At 73.4% G+C, this 18,273-nt stretch carries 3 protein-coding genes; all 3 read right to left on the bottom strand.

Annotation, left to right across the window (positions count from 1 at the left end; all coding sequences use genetic code 11):
* Window position 1: 1 nt before the first annotated feature.
* The 3 genes from F1734_RS05895 to F1734_RS05885 all read right to left on the bottom strand — a co-directional run bounded on the left by F1734_RS05895 (window position 2) and on the right by F1734_RS05885 (window position 18,237).
* The gene (locus tag F1734_RS05895; RefSeq protein ID WP_203011430.1) at window positions 2-9,307 is read right to left on the bottom strand and encodes a non-ribosomal peptide synthetase; all 9,306 of its coding nucleotides are present in this window, start codon (window positions 9,305-9,307) and stop codon (window positions 2-4) included.
* Window positions 9,308-9,389: 82 nt separating this feature from the next.
* Window positions 9,390-10,400 (bottom strand): ABC transporter substrate-binding protein, encoded by a 1,011-nt coding sequence (locus F1734_RS05890; RefSeq protein ID WP_140188304.1) that lies wholly within the window; start codon window positions 10,398-10,400, stop codon window positions 9,390-9,392.
* A gap of 100 nt (window positions 10,401-10,500) precedes the next feature.
* Window positions 10,501-18,237: a non-ribosomal peptide synthetase gene (locus tag F1734_RS05885; protein WP_203011429.1), complete on the bottom strand. Its 7,737-nt coding sequence runs from the start codon at window positions 18,235-18,237 to the stop codon at window positions 10,501-10,503.
* Between the last annotated feature and the right edge of the window lie 36 nt (window positions 18,238-18,273).

Below are 18,273 nucleotides of genomic sequence, written 5' to 3'. Positions count from 1 at the left end.
GTCACTCCTTTTCGGGTGCAACGGGTTCGGGGATACGGGCGGCCGCGGCGAGGGCCTGGACCCAGCGCCGGGCCACGAGGTCGACGGTGTGCTCGTCGAGCACCTCGGCGGGCGCGGCGAATTCGCAGTCGAGTACGGGACCCTCCGCGGTGTCCTCGACGACGGCGTCGACATGCAGGACGTGGTCGAGCGGGGTGGCCGGGTCGACGGAACCGCCGAGCGCGACGGCCTCGGGCGCGCCGGACCACGGGGCGCCGGTGTCCTCCCCCAGCGTCATCCGGCCGAGGTAGTTGAACACCACCTGCGGTCGTCGATAGTCGTCGAAGGCAGGGTCCGGGGCGAGACGGTGCAGCAGCCCGAATCCGATCCCGTTGTCGGGCAGCGCTTTCAGCGCTTCCGCGACGCGCGTGCGGACCGCATGCGCGGCAGCCGCTCCGGCCAGGGCGTCCTCGGGGTCGACGCCGGTCAGACTCAACGCCACCGGGAACATCGAGGTGAACCATCCGACGGTGCGCGCGACGTCGGACCCGGGCACGATCTGCTCCTCGCGACCGTGGCCTTCGAGTTCGACGCGCACGACGTCGCCGCCACGGACCGAGGCCACCGCCACGGCGAGCGCCGCGAGCAGGGCCTCGTTCACCGCCCCGGAGGCGAGGACGTCCTCGGTGACGGGCACGGGGACCCGCACGTGCGTCGAGCGCAGCGCCGCGACCGTGTCGCGGACCGGGTCGAGCGGCCGAGCGCCGAGCGGTGGTTCGACCGCATCGACCGCGGGTTGCCATGCGGGCAGCGAGGTCCTGACCCGCTCGGAACGCGCGGCCTCGGCGAGTCCGGTCGCCCACGCCCGGAACGACGTGCCGGGCGGCGTCAGCGCGACGGTCTCGCCGCGTCCGGCCTGTTCGACGGCGTCTGCCAGATCCGGGACGAGGATGCGCCACGACACGCCGTCGATCACCAGATGGTGCACGGCGACGAACACGCGGCCGGGGCGGTCCGGCCCGAAGTCGAACCAGATCACCTGCATCATCACGCCGGCTTCCGGATCGAGTGCCCCGTACGCTGATTCGCGCTCGGCGGCGAAACGGTCCGACCACCGTTCGTCCTCGAGGCCGGTGACGTCGACCCGTCGCACCAGTGTCTCGATGCCGGGTGCGCCCTCGGGAACGGTCCAGCGTGGCACGCCGTCGGCGACGACGAACCGGGACCGCAGCATCGGATGGGTGCCGAGCAGCGCCGCGACGGCCGTTCCGAGCACGTCGGCGGTGAGACCGACGGGTGCGACGAGCAGCCGGGCCTGCGAGAAACGCGCGAGATCACCACCCCAGGCGAGGGCCTCCCACACGATCGGGGTGATCGGCACGTCACCCGTCGCGGCCATCGCCGGCACCGGGACGTCCGGTTCGTCGACCGCGGCCAGGGCCGCGACGGTGCGCAGCTCGAACACCTGACGGGCCGTCAGCCGGATCCCGGCAGCCCGGGCGCGGGAGACCAGCTGGATGGCGACGATCGAGTCGCCGCCCAGGGCGAAGAAATCGTCGTCGATGCCGACCCGGTCCAGGCCGAGCACCTCGGCGGCCACGTCCGCGAGCGCGGCCTCCCGCTCGGTGCGCGGCTCACCCGAGCCGGCCAGCGCACCGAAGTCCGGATCCGGCAGCGCTTTCCGGTCAACCTTGCCGTTGGCGGTGACGGGAAACGCGGCCAGCACGAGCACTGCGGCCGGCACCAGGTAGTCCGGGACCCGCTCGGCGAGGACGGCCCGCACGACGGCAGGGTCGACGTCGCCGTCGGGTACGACGTAGCCGACGAGCCGGCGCACGCCGCGGTCGTCGGTGTGGGCGACGGCGACGGCGTCGCGCACCCCGCGCACCGCGGTCAGCGCCGCCTCGACCTCGCCGAGCTCGACCCGGAAACCGCGGATCTTGACCTGGTCGTCGCCGCGGCCGAGGAACTCGAGGGTGACCCGGCCGTCGCCGGCCGGGACCCGGCGCACGACGTCGCCGGTGCGGTACATGCGGGTGCCGGGCGGACCGAACGGGTCGGGCAGGAAGCGGGTGCCGGTCAGGTCGGGACGGCCGAGGTACCCCCGGCCGACGCCGGATCCGGCGACGTACAGCTCACCCGCGGCGCCGACCGGCACGGGGCGCAGCATCCGGTCGAGAACGTAGGCGGCGGCGCCGTGTACGGCCCGGCCCAGGCACGGGGTCTCGGCGTCGGTGACCTGCCCGACGAGCGAATCGACGGTGCATTCGGTGGGCCCGTAGAGGTTGAACGCACGTCCGTCGGTCAGTTCCCGCAGCCGCCGCCACAGCGCCGGGTTGACGGCCTCACCGCCGAATCCGACCGTGGCGGGGCGGTGCTCGCCGTCGAACAGCCCGGCAGCGACCATCCGGTCGAGGAATGACGGGGTGACCTCGAGGAAGTCGAGGGCGTGTTCGGCGACGTATCCGGCCATCGCCTCGGGGTCACGCACGGTGTCCTCGTCGAACACGTGCACGGTGTGCCCGTCGAGCAGCCACAGCATCGGCTGCCAGGAGGCGTCGAACCCGAACGACCACGCGTGCCCGACCCCCACACTCGGCCGGCCCGCCGCCGCCACGGTGGGTACGTACAGGTCGGCGCGGTGGCTGTCGAACAGGCCGAGCAGGTTCGCGTGCGTGACCGCCACCCCCTTCGGAAGTCCGGTGGAGCCGGAGGTGTAGATGACGTACACCGGATGCTCGGGCCGCAGCGGTGCGATTCGCTCGCGATCGGTGACGGGGGCGGCCGGACGGACCGCGAGGTCGGCACGGACCGCCTCGTCGTCGAGATCGAGCACCGGCACTGCACCGAGCACCGGTCGCAGCGTGTGCGCGACGGCTCCGCCGGTGACCACGACCCGCGGCCGGGAGTCGCCGATCATGTGGGCGAGCCGCTCGGCCGGATACGACGGGTCCATCGGCACGTAGGCGCCGCCGGCGGCGTGCACGGCACAGATCGCGACCATCGTCTCGGCCGCGCGGGGCAGGGCCAGACCCACCAGCGTCTCGGGTCCGACGCCTGCGTCGATCAGCCGCCGTGCCAGCCGCCCCGCGGCGGCGCCGAGCTCGGCGAAGGTCAGGCGCTCGTTCCCGCACACCACGGCCGTCGCGTCCGGGGTGCGGGCGATCTGCGCCGCGAGCAGGTCGGGCACGGTGGCGTGCCCGCTCGACGGTGCCGGAGCGGTCGACGAGAGCTCGTGCCACCGTTCCCGTTCGGCCGGACCGAGGATGTCGAGCTGCGCGACGCACCGCGGTCGGTCGCCCGCGAACTGCTCGAGGATATGCACGAGCCGGCGGCCGATCCCCTCGGCGTCGTCGGCGGTGAACAGCGCCCGCTGGTATTCGAGGGTGAGGGCGAGCTCGTCGTCGAGTCCGGCGACGAGCACCAGCGGGAAGTTGGTGGCGTCGTGGCCGCGGACGTCGGTGACGTCGAGGCCGCCGGAACGCTGCGCCCGGGCGAGGGCGTCGGTGTCGATCGGGTAGCTCTCGAACACGACGAGGGTGTCGAACAGTTCTCCGACGCCGACGGCGCGCTGGATGTCGGCGAGTCCGACGTACTGGTGATCGAGGAGCCGGTTCTGCTCGTCCTGGACGCGGCGGAGCAGATCGTCGGTGGGCTCGCCGGGGCGCAGCGCGACGCGCACGGGCACGGTGTTGATGAACAGACCGATCATCATCTCGATGCCGGGCACGTCCGGGACGTGGCCGGAGACGACGGCACCGAAGGTCACGTCCGTGCGGTCGAGCCGGGCGCCGAGAAGGACCGCCCATGCGGTCTGCACCGCGGTGTTCACGGTGACGCCGAGCTCGCGGCAGCGGCGCTGCAATCCCGCAGCCAGTCCGGCCGGTACCGGCACGGGGAGTTCGACGGGCAGCGTGGCGTCGAGCGACGAGCCGGCGGGGGTGAGCAGCGTGGCTTCCTCGACCCCGGCGAGCGCCTCGGTCCAGCGCCGCAGCCCGTCGTCGGTGTCCCGGTCGCCCAGCCAGGCGAGATAGTCGGTGAACGGCCGGACCGTGGGCAGCGCCGCCGGATCGGCCCCTGCCCCGTACAGGGTGAACAGTTCCTGCACGAGCAGCGGCGACGACCACCCGTCGAGCAGCAGGTGGTGCGCGGCGAAGATCAACCGGTGCCGGTCCGGCGCGAGACGCACGAGCGTGAACCGCACCAGCGGCGCGGCCGCGACGTCGAACCGCGTGGCGCGGTCCGCGGCCACGAGCTCGTCGCTGCGCTCCTCCGCTGGCCGAATGTCACATCGCGTCGATCCAACCGACGCGATGTGACATTCGGCCACGGCCCCGGGGATGGGGGTCGGGGTGGGGCCGGAGGCGGGTGTGAGGTCGATGTGCGTCCACCGCAGGCCCGGGTCCCGGAGGACGACGCCGATCGGGTTGCCGGCCGCGGTGGTGCGGAACCCGGTGCGCAGAATCGCGTGCCGGTTCAGCAACGCGGCGGCGCTGCGGCGCAGGGTGTCCCGGTCGAGATCACCGTGCAGATCGAGGACGGTCTGCATCGAGTACACGTCCGTCCCGGTGCCGCCGTCGAGACCGGCGAGGAAGTACATGCCGCGCTGCAACGGCGTCAGCGGCACGACGTCGTCGATCGGGCCGAGTTCGGTGGTGAGCGAAGCCAGTTCGGGAACGGTCAGCCCACGGTAGGTCAGATCCGACGGGGTGGGACCGCCGGCTCCGGGGGTGTCGGCGTACCGGGCCAGCGCGGCGAGGGCCGCCACCCAGCGACGGGCGACAAGGGTAAGGGTTTCCTCGTCGAGAACCTCCGCCGCCGTGAATTCACAGACGAGTTCGGGTCCGGCCGGGCCGTCCTCGGTGACAGCGTTGACGTCGAGGACGTGGTCGAGCGGAGTGCCGGGATCGACGGCGCCGCCGAGCGCGCCCGTCTCCGGTGCGGTGGACCATGCCTGACCGGTGTTCTCCCCCAGCGTCATCCGGCCTAGGTAGTTGAACATCACGTCGGGAGAAAGGTAGCCGGGGAAGTTCCGCGTTCCCCCGGGGGCGAGCCGGCGCAGCAGCCCGAATCCGATGCCGTCGTCGGGCAGGGCGCGCAGCGACTCCTTGACCTGCGCGAGCGCGGTACCGGTTGCGGCGGTTCCGGACAGGGCCTCGAGTGGGTCGATGCCGGACAGGTCGAGCACGGCGGGGTACAGGGTGGTGAACCAGCCGACGGTGCGGGACAGGTCGGCGCCCGGCACGACGTGTTCGGCGCGGCCGTGACCTTCGAGGTGCACGCGCAGCCGGTCGCCGCCGCGTACCGACGTCACAGCCAGCGCGAGGGCGGTGAGCAGCACATCCGCGACGCCCGCCCGGTACGCGGCGGGGACGGTGGTGAGCACCTTCTCGGTGACCGCCACGGGGACCCGTACCTCGCGCGACCGGGCGGTGGCGACGGTGTCGCGTGCCGGGTCCAGCGGACGGGCACCGAGCCGCGGTTCGGTGGTGCCGGCGATCTGCTGCCAGCGCGGCAGGGACTGCGCGACGCTGTCGGACGTGGCGGCCGCCGTGAGCCCGAGCGCCCAGTCCCGGAAGGAGGTGCCGGCGGCATCGAGATCCGGCGCGGTGCCGCGCCGTGCCTGATCGACGGCGGCCGCGAGGTCGGGGACCAAAATCCGCCACGACACGCCGTCGACGACGAGGTGGTGCACGACGACGAACACCCGTCCCGCGGTGCCGGGACCGGCGTCGAGGAACAGCACCCGGATCATCCGCCCGTCCGCGGGGTCGAGTTCCGCCAGGGCGCGGTGACGTTCGGCCTCGAACAGCGCATGCCACCGCGTGCCGTCGAGGCCCGCCGCGTCGATGCGGCGCACCACGGTCTCGGGATCCGGAACATGCTCGGGGACCACCCATTCCGCATCCTCTCCGGCCACGGTCAGACGGGAGCGCAGCATGGGGTGGGTGCGCAGCAGCGCGCCGACGGCGGCGACGAGGTGCGCTTCGGTGAGCCCGGGCGGAGCGACGAGCAGGCGGGACTGCGCGAAGTGCCGCAGATCCCCTCCCTGGTCGAGCGTTTCGCGCACGATCGGGGTGAGCGGGACCATCCCGGTGGCCGCCACGACGGGCCGCGCCGGCTCTGCGTCGGCCGTGTCGGACTCGCAGGCGGCGGCGAGTGCGGCGACGGTGCGCAGTTCGAATACCTGACGGGCGGTGATCCGCACGTCGGCGGCACGGGCGCGGGACACCAGCTGGATCGAGACGATGGAATCCCCGCCGAGGGTGAAGAAGTCGTCGTCGATGCCGACGCGGTCGAGGCCGAGGACCTCCGCGAACGCGGAGCACAGCGCCGCCTCCGTGCCTGTGCGGGGCGCACCGGATCCGGCGAGGGCACCGAAGTCCGGCTCCGGCAAGGCTTTCCGGTCGACCTTGCCGTTCGCGGTGGTCGGCAGTGCCGGCAGCGGCAGGATCGCGGCGGGCACCAGGTAGTCGGGCAGCCGGGTGGCGACGGCGGCGCGCACGGCCCCGGGGTCCGCCGTGCCGGTGACGTAGCCGACCAGGCGGCGCACGTCGCGGGCGTCGGTACGGGCGACGACGACGGCAGCATGCACCCCCGGCACGGCACCCAGAGCGGCCTCGATCTCGCCGAGTTCGACCCGGAAACCGCGGATCTTGACCTGGTCGTCGGCGCGGCCGACGTACTCGAGGGCGCCCCGCTCGATGCCGACCGGGTCCGGTAGCCACCGCACGGTGTCGACCGCGTCCGGTAGCCACCGCACGATGTCGCCGGTGCGGTACATCCGGTCCCCGGTGAACGGGTCGGCGACGAACCGCTCCCCCGTCCGGCCGGGCTGTCCCAGGTAGCCGCGGGCGAGACCGCCGCCGGCGACGTAGAGCTCCCCGGCCACACCGGGCGGTGCCGGTCGCAGCCACCGATCCAGCACGTACAGCCGGGTGCCGGGAGTCGGGCCGCCGATGGTGACGGTGTCACCGCCGATGCGGGTGTAGGCGGCGTCGACGGTGCATTCGGTGGGGCCGTAGCAGTTGTAGGCCTCGACACCGTCCGCGGCGCGGAGCCGCTGCCACAGCACCGACCCGACGGCCTCGCCGCCGACGGTGACCTTGGCGGGCCGGTGTCCGGCGCCGTCGAGCAGACCGGCGTCGAGCAGTCCGCTCATCAGCACGGGCACGCAGTCGACGTGGTCGATGCGGTGGGTGCGCACGTAGTCGACGACGAAGGCGGTGTCACTGCGGTGCTCGTCGGGCAGCACGTGCAGGGTGTGCCCGGACAGCAGCCAGGTCAGAGCGGCGACGGCCGAGTCGAAGGCGAACGGGTAGGTGAGCAGCACCCGCCATGTGCCCGTTGCCGACCGCATGATCGTCTCTCGCTGTGCGGCAAGGAGATCGGCGAGATTGGCATGGGTGACGACGACGCCCTTGGGGAGACCGGTGGAGCCGGAGGTGTAGACGACGTACGCGGTGTGGCCGGGGCGGAGTGGCCGGCGACGGTCGGCGTCGGTGATCGCGGCGGCGGGCAGCGCGGCGAGCCGGGCCTGCACGTCCGGATCGTCCAGCACGACGACGTGCGCGCCGGTGAGGCACGCTCCGAGTTCCGCGGCGACGGCGCCGGTGGTGAGCACGACGCTCGGACGGGCGTCGACGACCATGTGGGCGAGCCGCTCCGCCGGGTACGACGGGTCGAGCGGCAGGTAGGCGCCGCCTGCGGCGAGCACCGCGAGGATGGCCTCGACGGTCAGGGCAGAGCGCGGCAGGGCCAGGCCCACGAGCACGTCGGGTCCGACGCCGAGTTCGATCAGCAGCCGCGCGAGCCGCGCCGAATTCACTCCGAGTTCCGCGAAGGTGCGCTGGTCGGCGCCGCACACCACCGCTGGGGTGTCGGGCTCCACGGAGGCGGGCAGCCCCGCGACGGGGCCGTCCGAGTGAGCGGCCGGTGCGACGGACCACGTCCCGAGGACGCGGCTGCGCTCGGCGCCGGTGAGCAGGTCCAGCCCGGCGGCCGGACGGTCCGGTGCGGCCGCGAGGGTGCCGAGGATGTGGACGAGGCGGCCGGCGAGGGCGGCGGCGTCGTCCGCGGTGAACACGCCGGGCCGGTAGTCGAGGGTCATGACGAGGGTCTCGGCGACGCCCGCGGTGAGCACGAGCGGATAGTTGGTGGCGTCGCGGCCCTCGACGGCGGCGATCGTGACCCCGCCCGCGCGCTGGGCCCGGTGGAGTGCGTCCCGGTCCACGGGGTAGCTCTCGAAGACGGTGAGGGTGTCGAACAATTCCCCGAGGCCGGTCTCGCGCTGGACCTCGGCGAGGCCGAGGTACTGGTGGTCGACGGTGCGGGACTGCGCCAGCTGCGCCTGTCGCAGCAGCTCGGCGACGGTGGCGCGGGGATCGAGCCGCACCCGCACGGGCACGGTGTTGATGAACAACCCGACCATGGATTCGACGCCGGTCAGTTCCGGCGGCCGCCCGGAGACGGTGGCGCCGAAGACGATGTCGTCGCGGCCGAGAAGTCCGGACAGGAGCAGCGCCCAGCCGGTCTGCAGGACGGTGTTCAGGGTGACCCCGGCGTCGCGGGCGAGGCCGGTGAGCCGGTCGTGCAGCCCGGCCGGTACGTCGACGGCGAGCGCGGCGGTGGGTGTGGTGGCGCGGGTGGCGCCCGGTGGGGCGACGAGGCTCGGTTCGGTGAGCCCGTCGAGGGATTCGCGCCACAGCGCGCGGGCTGCATCGTGGTCCTGCCGGTCGAGCCAGGCGAGGTAATCGCGGTACGGCCGTACCGGTGCCAGTCCGGTGGCGGTGCCGCCGGCGGCGTAGATCTCGAGGAGTTCGCGCACCAGGATCGGGGTGGACCAGCCGTCGACGACGATGTGGTGGGCGGTGAGCACCAGCCGCACGTCGTCGGGCCCGAACCGCACGAACAACCAGCGGATCAACGGCGGCCGGGTGAGGTCGAACCAGTCCCGCAGGTCCTCGGCGAGCAGAGCCGCGAGACGCCGCTCGGACTCGTCGACCGCGAGACCGGTGAGATCGACGCTGCGCCAGGGTGCCTCGATGTCGCGCACGACGAGCCCGGCGGTGCGGCCGTCCTTGCGGGGACGGAAACACGTACGCAGGGCGGGATGCCGCTCCAGCAACGTCTGCGCGGAGGCACGCAGTCCGCCCTCGTCCACCCGTCCGGTCAGGTGCAGCACGGACTGCACCGTGTAGGCGTCCGGATCGGCGGGTCCGGCGGCGCGGGTGTCGTCGTCCGGGGCGGCGACGGTGCTGAGGTAGAGCAGGCCCTGCTGAAGCGGCGAGAGGGGGACGATGTCTTCGAGCGCGGAGGTGCAGGTCATGGCTGCCTATCGGAGCGGGTGTGCGACGAGCACGGCCCCCGGTCGCCGGACGCGGGGGCCGTGGATGCCGGTGCCGGGTGGGCTACTGCTGCTGGTTCGCGGGCAACGAGGCGAGTGCCTCGTCGATGGAATCGAGCGCGAGCAGCGCGGTCTCGTAGGTTGCGGCGTGGGAGTGCCGAACCGGGACCAGGTTTCCGGCCTGCACGGCGGGCAGGGCCTGCCACAGCGGGGAGGCCATCAGTTCCTGCAGCTCGGGCGCGACGGAACCGTCGGCCTCGACGCCGTAGACGATGACGTCGACGTCCCCGAGATTCCGGCCGATCTCCTCGACGGAGAGGTACTCGCCGTGGACGGCCTCGGGGTCGGCGGGCTGACCGGGGAACTGCAGGTCGAGGTCCTGGAACAGGTTGGTGGTGTACGAGGAGGCGTACTCGCGGTAGAACTCACCCGGCTCGGTACCGCACACGTTGCAGACCCCGGCGAAGGTCAGGTTCCCGAGGGTGCCGCGGTACTTGTCGGCGATCTCGGCGGCACGCGTCTCGTACTGCTCCTTGTACTCACCGTATTCCTCGGAGACGCCGGCGGCGTCGGCGTACTGCTCGCCGAGCACGCGCCAGTCACCGGGATCGGTGAGACCGAGGAAGACCACCGGAGCGAGGGCCTCGAGCTTGGCCGTGTCGAGCTGGGATTGCACGCGCGCGGGCACGCCCATGATGATCAGGTCGGGCGCGGCGGCGGCCACGGCCTCGTAGTCGAGTTCGCTCACGGCGCCGTCCGGCGCCACCTTGGGCAGGGCCTCGTACGCGGCCTCGATCTCGGCGTCCATGTTGTCGAGCTCGCGGGTCCATTCACAGGCCGCAGCCAGGTTCGCCTCGGCCTGGAGCAGCGGCAGGACCGCGTAGCCGCAGGCGACGATGCGCTGAGGATCGGCCGGGATCTCGATCGACCCGTTCTGGGCCTCGAACGTGCGCGCGGCGCTCGGTTCCTCGCCGGTCCCGCTGTCGCTGCCGCATCCCACGAGGCCGACCGCCAGCATCGCCGTCGCGCCGACCGCCGCGGCGCGGCGCGCCCGGCCCAGTCCCACAACCCGCATCGTTCACTCCCACATGTCTGTTCGCCGGGTATCCACCCGGACTTAGTTGGTTAGGCTAACCGAACCTACTGTGTGCGCCAAGCGCTACGTCCACCGGCGTTCATCCGAACTCGAGTGCGAACTCGTCGATCTCGGACTGGTCGAGGTCGCTCAGTGTCAGATCGGAGGGCGTGAAGCCACCCGCGTCCTCTCGCGCGGCGTGGTCGGCGAGGGCACACAGCGCCGCGACCCAGCCGTGCGCCAGCTCGGCGACGACGGACGCCGTGACCACGCGCGCGGCGTACCCCCACGTCGCGCGGAGCACCGGCCCGTCCGTCGTCTCCTCGGTGACGGCTCCGACCTCGATCGCGTGGCTCACCGGCATTGCCTCGTCAGTGGCGCCACCGAGCACGCCGGCTTCCGGAGCCGCCGTCCACGGCGCCCCGGTCCCCTCGCCGAGGGTCAACCGGCCGAGGTAGTTGAACCCGATCTCCGGTGCCGGTGCGGCCGCGAGTTCGGCCGCGGAGCCGGAGTCGAGGTATCGGAGCATGCCGAATCCGATTCCGCTGTCCGGGATCTCCCGCAGTTGCTCCTTGACCAGCTTGAGCGCGGCGCCGGCGGCGTCCCCGCCGGCGAGCGCGTCGGCGAGGTCGACCCCCGACACGTCGAGACGGATCGGATACAGGGTGGTGAACCAGCCGACGGTGCGGGACAGGTCGGCGCCGGACACCACCTGCTCCTCCCGTCCGTGCCCCTCCCGGTCCACCGGGACCGGACCGCCGCCGCAAACGCGGCGCACGGTGAGAGCCAGGGCGGTGAGCAGCACGTCGTCGACCCCGGCGCGGAACCGCTCCGGCACGGTGGTCAGCAGCGCCTCGGTCACCGACGCCGGAACCTCCACCTGCAGTCGCGCGACCGTGGCCAGCGTGTCACGCGCCGGATCCACACCCCGCCCGGCGATTCGCACGCACCCGTCCGGTTCGAGGGCGCGGCGCCACAACGCCAGTTCGCCGCGTCGCGCCGGAACCTGCTCGAGCAGTCCCCGCGCCCACACCCGCAGCGGCGTTCCCCCGCCGTCCGGTCCGGTGCCCTCGCAGGCTGCGGCCAGGTCCGGGACCAGGATCCGCCACGAGACCCCGTCGACCACCAGATGGTGTATCACCACCAGGATCCGGCCCGGACGGTCCGGTCCGGCGTCGAAAAAGACCACCCGCAGCATCGTGCCGGCCTCGGGATCGAGGGCGGCGCACGCGACGTCGGTCTCCTCGGACAGCACCGACGAGCGTGCCCGCTCGTCGAGTCCGGCGATGTCCACACGGGTGACGACCGCGGCGGGATCGACCGCCTCCACCGGACGGATGTCGAAGGCCCGTGCGGCCGGATCGAACACGGCGCGCAGCGCGTCGTGTGCCGCGAGCATCCGGCCCACCGCGCCGACCAGGGTGGCGAGTTCGAGCCCGGCGGGCGCGATCAGCAGCCGGGACTGGGCGAATCTCCGGTAGGGGCCCCCGCGGTCGAGGAGGTCGTGCACGATCGGGGTCGCGGGCACGAGACCCAGGGCCGCGGTTCGATCCGTCGCCTCCGCCACCGGGTCGACCTGAACGACCCGGGCCAGGCCCGCCGGGGTGCGGTATTCGAACACGTCGCGCGCGGCGAACCGCAGTCCCGCCGCGCGAGCTTTCGACACGAGCTGGATCGAAACGATGGAATCGCCTCCGAGGGAGAAGAAGTCGTCGTCCGGTCCGACCACGTCCAGGCGCAGCACCTCGGCCACCACCGCGCACAGGCGCCTCTCGAGGTCGTTCGCCGGGGCGCGGGACGCACCGGCGGGCGCGAAGACCGGAGCGGGCAGCGCCCGCCGGTCGACCTTACCGTTCGGGGTGGTCGGGAACGCGTCGAGCACCACGACCGCGGCCGGCACCATGTGCTCGGGCAGGCGGCGGGACACGTGCTGCCGCAACGTCTCCGGGTCGGGTGCCGCGCCGACGACGTAGCCGACGAGCCGGCGCCGGCCCGATTCGTCCTCGCGTGCCACGACCACACAGCCCGCGACCGACGGGTGCGCCGACAGCACGGTCTCGACTTCGCCGAGCTCGATGCGGAACCCACGGATCTTGACCTGATCGTCGCTGCGGCCGAGGTAATCGAGGACCGGGCGATCCCCACCGGCGTCGAGCCACCGCACCAGATCGCCGGTGCGGTAGAGGCGGGTTCCGGAGGCACCGAACGGATCGGCCACGTACCGGGTGGAGCTGTGGCCGGGCCGGTTCAGGTAGCCGCGGGTCACACCGGGCCCGCCGACGTACAACTCCCCGGCCACTCCCGTCGGCACGAGACGCAGGCGCTCGTCGAGCACGTACGCTCGGACCCCGTCGATCGGGGCGCCGATGTGCGGACGGGGTCCGCCGATCTCGGCGACGGTGGCGTCGACCGTGCATTCGGTGGGGCCGTACATGTTCAGCGCCCGCACCCCGTCGAAGGACCCGAGCATCGACCACAGGTCCGCCGACACGGCCTCACCGCCGACGGCGAGCAGGCCCGGCCGGTGCGGGGCCGCCGGATCGCACAGGCCGGCGGCGAGCAGTTCGGTCATGAGCAGCGGCACGCAGTCGACGGCGTCGATGCGGTGGGCGCGCACGTAGTCCACGGTGGCGGCGGCGTCGGCGAGCAGATCGGCGTCCGGCAGGTACAGCGTGTGGCCGGCCAGCATGGACAGCAACGGGTCGATCGAGGAATCGAACGACAACGCGTAGGTGAGCAGCACCCGCAGCGGCCGGTCCTCCGCGCGGCCGACGGTCCGGCGGCGCTGCGTCGCGACCAGGTTCACCGCACCCCGGTGCGGCACCACGACACCCTTGGGGAGGCCGGTCGAACCGGAGGTGTAGACGATGTACGCGGCCCCGTCACCGGAGACGGCACCGGGACGCTCGCCTGGTTCGAGCGGACCGGCCGGGATCGCAGGGTGCACGGCCGCCAGTGCAGCCTCGTCGAGGACGAGGACGGGCCGGGAGTCGGCGAGCATGTGCTCGATGCGTTCGGCCGGGTACTCGGGATCGATCGGGACGTAGGCACCGCCGGCCTGCCACACCGCGAGAGCCGCGACGATCGCGTCCGTGCCGCTCGGCAGCATCAGCGCGACCACAGTCTCCGGTCCCACGCCGCGACCGATCAGGTACCGGGCTACACGTCCGGCGCGGGCGTGCATTTCCCCGAAGGTCAGCGTCTCGGTGCCGGTGACCAGGGCGGCAGCCTCCGGGGTGCGCTGCGCCTGACGGGCGAACAGGTCGCCGAGGGTGGCCACCCCGACATCCTCCACCTCGTCCATACATACGTACGGACTCCCGGCGGAGAGGCGGTCGCGTTCGTCGTCGGAGAGCAAGTCGAGTGCGGACAGGCGGGTCTGCGGATCCGTCCCGAGTGCTTCGAAGGCGCGCACCACGCGCCCCGCCAGCGCGTCGGCCGTGGCCGCGTCGAACAGGTCCCGTGCGTACTCCACCCGCACCCGCAGTCCGCCGTCCACGTCCTCGATCACGTCGAAGGTCAGGTCGAACAGTGCGGCGCCGGTGTCGACGGTGGACACGCGCGGTTCCAGACCGGCGAAGGCGTCGACGACGGGCGGGGTGCGATGCTGCACGAGCACCTGGAACAGCGGATGCCGGCCGGCGCTGCGAGCCGGGCGGAGGGCCTCGACGAGCCGATCGAACGGCAGGTCCTGATGCGCATAGGCGTCGAGATCGGTGCTGCGGACGCGGGCGAGCAGTTCGGCGAGCGTGGGGTCACCCGACAGATCCGTCCGCAGCACCACCATGTTGACGAAGAATCCGACGAGGCCGTCCAGTTCGGCCGCGGGCCGGCCCGCGGTGGGCGACCCGATCGGAAGGTCCTCCCCCGCGCCGCTGCGCGCGAGGGCCACGGCGACGGCGGTGTGCACGAGCATGAACATCGTGACGTTCGCGGCGCGCCCGACGGCGCGCAGCGCGTCGGCGACGTGCGGGGACACCGCCTGCTCGACCGTGCCGCCCACGAACGTCGCGGCCACCCCCCGGGGCCGGTCGGTGGGCAGGGCGAGTTCCTCGGGCATCCCGTCGAGCCGGGCGCGCCAGTAGTCCAGCTGCCGGGCCGCGAGTCCGTCTGCACCGCCGAGGATCTCACGATGCCACACCGCGAAGTCGGCGTACTGCACCGGGAGCGGCGCCGGCGTCCAGGCGCTTCCCGCGGCCGCGGCGGCGTAGGCCGCGCCGAGCTCGCGCAGCAGGATGGGGGCGGACAGCTCGTCGGCGGCGACGTGGTGCACGAGCACCAGCAGCACGGCCTCCGCACCTCCGTCGCCGAAGAGCGCAACCCGGATCGGGATCTCGCGTTCGAGGTCGAATGCGTGCCGCGCCTCGGCCGCCACCGCCGCGTCCAGGCCGGACGCCGGGACGGTGCGGGCAGTGAACGGCACCTCGGGTGCGGCGAGCACGCGCTGCCTGCCGACGCCGTCGTGGTCCTCGAGCACGGTGCGCAGGACCTCGTGCCGGTCGAGGACCGCCCGCACCGCGTCGCGCAGCGCCGCCGGATCGGGGACACCGTGCAGGCGCAGCGTCAGCGGCACGTTGTAGGTCGGGCTCGGCCCCTCGAGGCGGAACTGGAACCACAGCCGCTCCTGCCCCGCCGACAGCGGCGCCCGGTCGCCGCGCTCGACCGGTCGCAGCGGGATCCGCAGGGCCGCAGCACCGTCCGGGCACTGCGCGGCGAGCGCCTCGACGGTCGGGTGGTCGAAGACGGTGCGGATCGGCAGTTCCACGCCGAGCGCGTCGCGGACCGTCGCGATCAGCCTGGCCGCCGCGAGGGAGTGACCGCCGAGGAGGAAGAAGTCGTCGTCGACGCCGACGGTGTCGAGGCCGAGGACGTCCGCGAACGCGGCGCACAGCACGCGTTCGTGTTCGGTGGCGGCGGCGCGCCCGGCGACGAGGGCCGCGAAGTCCGGTTCCGGCAGCGACGTGCGGTCCACCTTGCCGTTCGAGGTGAGCGGCAGCGCGTCGAGGAACACGAACGCCGACGGCACCATGTGCGCCGGCAGCCGCCGCGCCACGTGCTCGCGGGCCGCCGCCGGGTCGCCGTCGCCGCCGACCAGGTGGGCGACGAGCCGCGCGGTGCCGGTCGCGTCGGGGCGCGCCCCGGCGACGGCCCGCGTGACGCCGGGCAACTCCTGCAGCGCCGCCTCGACCTCGCCGAGTTCGACGCGGAAGCCGCGGATCTTGACCTGGTCGTCCCGGCGGCCGCGGTAGGCGAGGCGGCCGTCCGCGCTCCACCGCACCACGTCGCCGGTGCGGTACATGCGGGTTTCGCTGTCGCCGAACGGGTTCGCCACGAACCGCGCCGCCGTCGCGCCGGGCGCGCCGAGGTAGCCGCGCACCACGCCGGGACCGGCGACGTACAGTTCGCCGTCCACGCCCTCGGGGACGGGCTCGAGCGCGGCGTCGAGCACGTAGGCACGCAGGTTCGCCACCGGCCGGCCGATCACGGGTTCCGCCGCGTCCCCCACCTCGGCGACGAGGACGTCGACGGTGCCCTCCGTGGGGCCGTAGAAGTTGAACGCGGCGCCGTCGCGGTCGCGCAGGCGTCGCCACAGGGTGTCGGTGACGGCGTCGCCGCCGAACCCGAGGGTCGGCACGTCGGGCAGCAGGTCGGCCTCGACGATCTGCTCGAGTTGCGCGGGCGACAGTTCGACGAAGTGCCACCCCTCGCTGCGGGCGAGTTCGGCGAGCCGGTGCGGGTCGCGCTGCGTGGTCTCGTCGACGATGCTCAGCTCGTGCCCGTCGAGCAGCCACAGGTGCGGGCCCCACGAGGCGTCGAACGCGAACGACCAGACGTGCCCGACCCGCAGGCGGTCGCGGCCGGCCTCGGCGCGGGCCCGGGAGAAGACGCGCGCGCGGTGGCTGTGGAACAGGTTGACGGCCCCGCGGTGCGGGACCTCCACGCCCTTGGGCCGGCCGGTCGACCCGGAGGTGTGGATGAGGTAGGCCACGTCGAGCTCGTGCAGCGGTCGGCCGCGTTCGGCGCGGGTCAGCGGCTCGTCGGCGTAACCGGACAGGTCCAGCTCGTCGAGGTCCACCGGATCGGGCAGGCTCGCGGCGCAGGCGATCTCGGCGATACGTGCGGCGACGTCGCCGCCGGTGAGCACGACACCGGGCGCGGTCTCAGCGAGCACGTGCGCAAGCCGCTCGGCGGGATGGTCGGGGTCCAGCGGGACGCACGTCGCGCCGGCCTCGAGGACGGCGAACAGCGCGACGAGCGTGTCGGCGCGACGCGGCAGCGCGACGGCGACGCGCCGCTGCGGGCCCAGCCCGGCGCTCAGGAGGTGCCGGGCGAGTCGGCGCGCACGCGCGGCCAGTTCGCCGAAGGTCAGTGCGGTGGCGGCATCGCGCACCGCGGGTGCGTCCGGGTCGCGGGCCACCTGGGCGGCCAGCAGGTCCGGCAGCGTGAGGCCCGTGGGCACCGGCAGGTCGTCGCCGCTGCGCTCACCGAGGAGGCGGCGGCGCTCGTCGGCGTCGAGGATCTGCAGCCGGGCCAGCGGCCGGTGCGGGTCGGTGAGCGCGGCGACCCGGGTGAGAAGGAGTTCGAGCCGGCGGGCGTGCCGCTCGAGGTCGTCGGCGGTGTAGGCGTCGGCGTCGGCGTCCACCCAGATCTCGAGGCCGCCGGTGTGGTCGAGCGGCCGCGCGGTGACCATGAAGTCCTGCAGCGGGCCCCGGGCCACGGAATGCACCGCGGCGTGCAGGTCCGCGAAACGCAGCCGGTCGCCGAACGGTTTGACGTTGACGGACGGCCCCACGACACCGCGCGAGCCGGCGGGCAGGCGCAGGTCGTTCTGGATGTCCTCCCCGCGGTAGCGGTGGTGCGGACGGCAGTTCGCCACCGCGGCGCGCACGTCGCCGACGAGGTCGGCGAGGGTGCGGGCGGGTTCGGGGCGCAGGCGCAGCGGTACGACGTTGACCGCGGACATCGGCACGGTCGTCGCGGCGCTGCCCAGCCGGTTCATCACCGGGAATCCCACGATCACGTCGCCGCGTCCGGTCGCGGCCCGCAGGTACGCGGCGACGGCGGCGGTGACGACGTCGCCCCAGCTCGCCCCGGTGGCCTTGCCGAGCCGCGAGAGTCCCTGCTGTTGTTCGGCGGTCAGGGTCAGGCGCACGCCGCGGCAGCGGACGGCGATGCCGCCGGGACCGTCGGCGAGGGCTACGGCGTCCTCGGCGCCGTCGAGGTAGCCGGCCCAGAAGTCCCGGTCGGCGGCGAAGTCCGCGGACGCGCGATAGGCGGCCTCCTCGGCGACGACGGGGGCGAGCGGGGCGAACCTCGCCGGCGGCACCGGGCGCCCGAGCACGTCGGCGGTGTAGCGCTCGGCGATGCGCCGGGTGAGCAGGCCGAAGCCGTAGGCGTCGATCACCAGGTGATGGATGCACAGGTAGAGAACCGTGTGCCGGTCGTCGAGCCGGAGCACGGCGGCGCGCAGGCAGAGTTCCCGTGCGGGGTCGAGCACGCGCGTATGGTCCTCGCGCATCCAGTGCTGCGCGGCCGCTTCCGGGTCGGGCTCGCGGCGCAGATCGACGACGGCAGGCTCCGGCGCCGCGTGTGCACCGGGACGGATGACGACCGATCCGTCGGCCTGCACGGCGAAGGCCGCGGTCGGCACCTCGGCTTCGGCGACGGTCTCCCGGACCGCGCGCAGCAGGGCGGCGACGTCGACCTCGCCGCGGAGTTCGACGCATTCCGCGGTGTTGAAGACGGGGTTCGCGGGGTCGAGCTGCTGGGCGAACCACACGCCGGACTGGGCTCGCGTCAGCGGAAACTCCGAGGTCGACAGGCCGGACGTGGGCACGATCGATCCCCTTTCTACGGTCGAATTCGACTGTGC

This window comes from Rhodococcus ruber (assembly GCF_016804345.1).
Taxonomy (GTDB): domain Bacteria; phylum Actinomycetota; class Actinomycetes; order Mycobacteriales; family Mycobacteriaceae; genus Rhodococcus; species Rhodococcus ruber.
This window is presented reverse-complemented; position numbering and strand designations above follow the sequence as displayed.

Bases quoted from the DNA above. Each gene is read 5' to 3' on its own strand.
- F1734_RS05895 (WP_203011430.1), bottom strand. From the start codon at position 9,307: ATGACCTGCACCTCCGCGCTCGAAGACATCGTCCCCCTCTCGCCGCTT.
- F1734_RS05890 (WP_140188304.1), bottom strand. From the start codon at position 10,400: ATGCGGGTTGTGGGACTGGGCCGGGCGCGCCGCGCCGCGGCGGTCGGC.